Raw genomic sequence first — 1,624 nt, 5'->3', positions numbered from 1 at the left:
GTTCGCCACGGGGTATTGGTGCTATGATCGGCATCGCTCAGTCCGGTTGGTGGTTTTGGTTGGTTTGGCGAATGATCAGATCGCGCAATCCGGGCTGAGTTCCCTTTCAGTGATCTACTATTCCGCGCAGCTATTTAGTGCTAACCAGATTCCTGATATGTCTGGGTTCACAAGAAACCTGGTAAATAATGGTTGGCAAAAATTCCCGGGGGGACTGGTTATTCAATGGGGTATAGGAGGTATGCCCGCTGGAGTGCTCACAGGCGATGTAACATTCCCTATAGCTTTTCCATCAACTGTATTTGCCATCCTTGCCACAGATACAGGCGGGGCCAGCGTACCCTACGGCACCACCAACCGTAGCAAAACCGGGTTCACGTTGACGCGTACCTCAACTTTTGGCGCGGGCAATGTGACTGGATTTTATCTGGCGATAGGAGCATAAAAATGAATTACATCTACTCCGCGATAAATAACTCTTTTTACCCTTCCAGTATGAAAGATGATTATCAACGAGCCGATACATGGCCCGACGATGCTGTCGAAGTCGATGATAATATTTACCTTGAATTTACTGCTGAGCCGCCAGAAGGGAAGATGCGTATCGCTAGTGAGGACGGGTTGCCAGTTTGGGGCGATTTAACACCACCGACACGCGAAGAAATGATTAAGGCAGCGGAACAGCAACAGCAGCAACTGATTGATTCTGCGATGCAGTCAGTCAGCGTTATCCAACTCAAATTGCAGGCAGGCAGGACGTTGACCGATGCGGAGAAAGCGAAGCTGAATGCCGTTCTGGACTACATCGACGCGGTGACAGCGACAGATATCACCACCGCGCCGGGAAATATTAACTGGCCGCTTGTACCGGAGGTGTAGGCCAGACGGGTTTTGCTGTGTCAACGCGCATAAGCAGAACCCGATATTTTTTCCACTCAACCAATTCAGCAGCCTCCTGTTCTGTCGCGATTTCAGCGTCAATAGCGTCTTGTCTCCAGGCTATTTCCGTATCTGCTGTCGCACGTAGCTGACTCCTGACGACCTCTGCCGCTGCAATTTCCTCTTCCGGTGAAAGCGGTGGGATATCAACCAGGGCCGGATGATTACTGGAATCGTTCGACCACATTTTTCCGGCTGGCAGTTCCCCCATTTTAAAAGGATGACCATCATCATCAATTTCAATACAGCCAGATAAATCATGAATGCCTGGTAAGGCTTCATTGCAATAAACAGGATTCCAGAACCACATATCAAACTCCCTCCACTACGATATAACCTACAAACTTTGTTAAATATGAACCTGTGGCGTTAGCACCATTTGTCACGGCCATCGACAAAACTCTCAATGCACTGAGAGACTCGGATGTAAACCCAGGAAACTCCAGTCCATTATCAACCCCCGCATTCAGAGCAAGGCTGATATTAGTGATTGTGGACTTAAAGGTTGTAGGAAAAGGCACCACCTCCCCGGCTGCCGGGGTTGAAATTGTTAAAGGGTTATTGTTTGTAAACTTCATGCCCTGCCGAATGAATCCGTCGCTGTATACCTCGTACCAACCATTTGCATTAGAGCCTTTAGTGACAAGGTATCGTGGTGTTTTCGCCAGTTCCCCTAAACCAAGGT

The 1,624-nt window shown here is 48.8% G+C and carries 4 protein-coding genes; 2 read left to right on the top strand and 2 right to left on the bottom strand.

Translation table 11 applies throughout. The features are described from left to right. Together ACOTXR_RS25055 and ACOTXR_RS25050 are read left to right on the top strand one after the other, a co-directional pair. Window positions 1-445 (top strand): gp53-like domain-containing protein (locus tag ACOTXR_RS25055; protein WP_421767138.1); only part of this gene is annotated, 445 nt, incomplete at its 5' end. Between the two features lie 2 nt (window positions 446-447). After that, window positions 448-879 carry a tail fiber assembly protein gene (locus ACOTXR_RS25050; RefSeq protein WP_421767137.1) on the top strand — a complete coding sequence of 144 codons (432 nt, stop codon included), beginning with the start codon at window positions 448-450 and terminating at the stop codon, window positions 877-879. Here the strand turns inward: ACOTXR_RS25050 and ACOTXR_RS25045 are convergent. Together ACOTXR_RS25045 and ACOTXR_RS25040 are read right to left on the bottom strand one after the other, a co-directional pair. Beyond that, complete coding sequence (locus ACOTXR_RS25045) at window positions 851-1,249, bottom strand: tail fiber assembly protein (RefSeq protein WP_421767136.1); 399 nt, start codon at window positions 1,247-1,249, stop codon at window positions 851-853. The genes ACOTXR_RS25050 and ACOTXR_RS25045 overlap by 29 nt on opposite strands. Before the next feature lies 1 nt (window position 1,250). After that, window positions 1,251-1,624: hypothetical protein (locus ACOTXR_RS25040; RefSeq protein ID WP_421767135.1), on the bottom strand; the 374-nt coding region annotated here is incomplete at its 5' end.

The organism is Enterobacter cloacae complex sp. IR53030 (assembly GCF_049238365.1).
Classification (GTDB): domain Bacteria; phylum Pseudomonadota; class Gammaproteobacteria; order Enterobacterales; family Enterobacteriaceae; genus Enterobacter; species Enterobacter kobei.
Note: the sequence above shows the minus strand (reverse complement) of the source record. Positions and strands in the feature narration are given on the sequence as shown.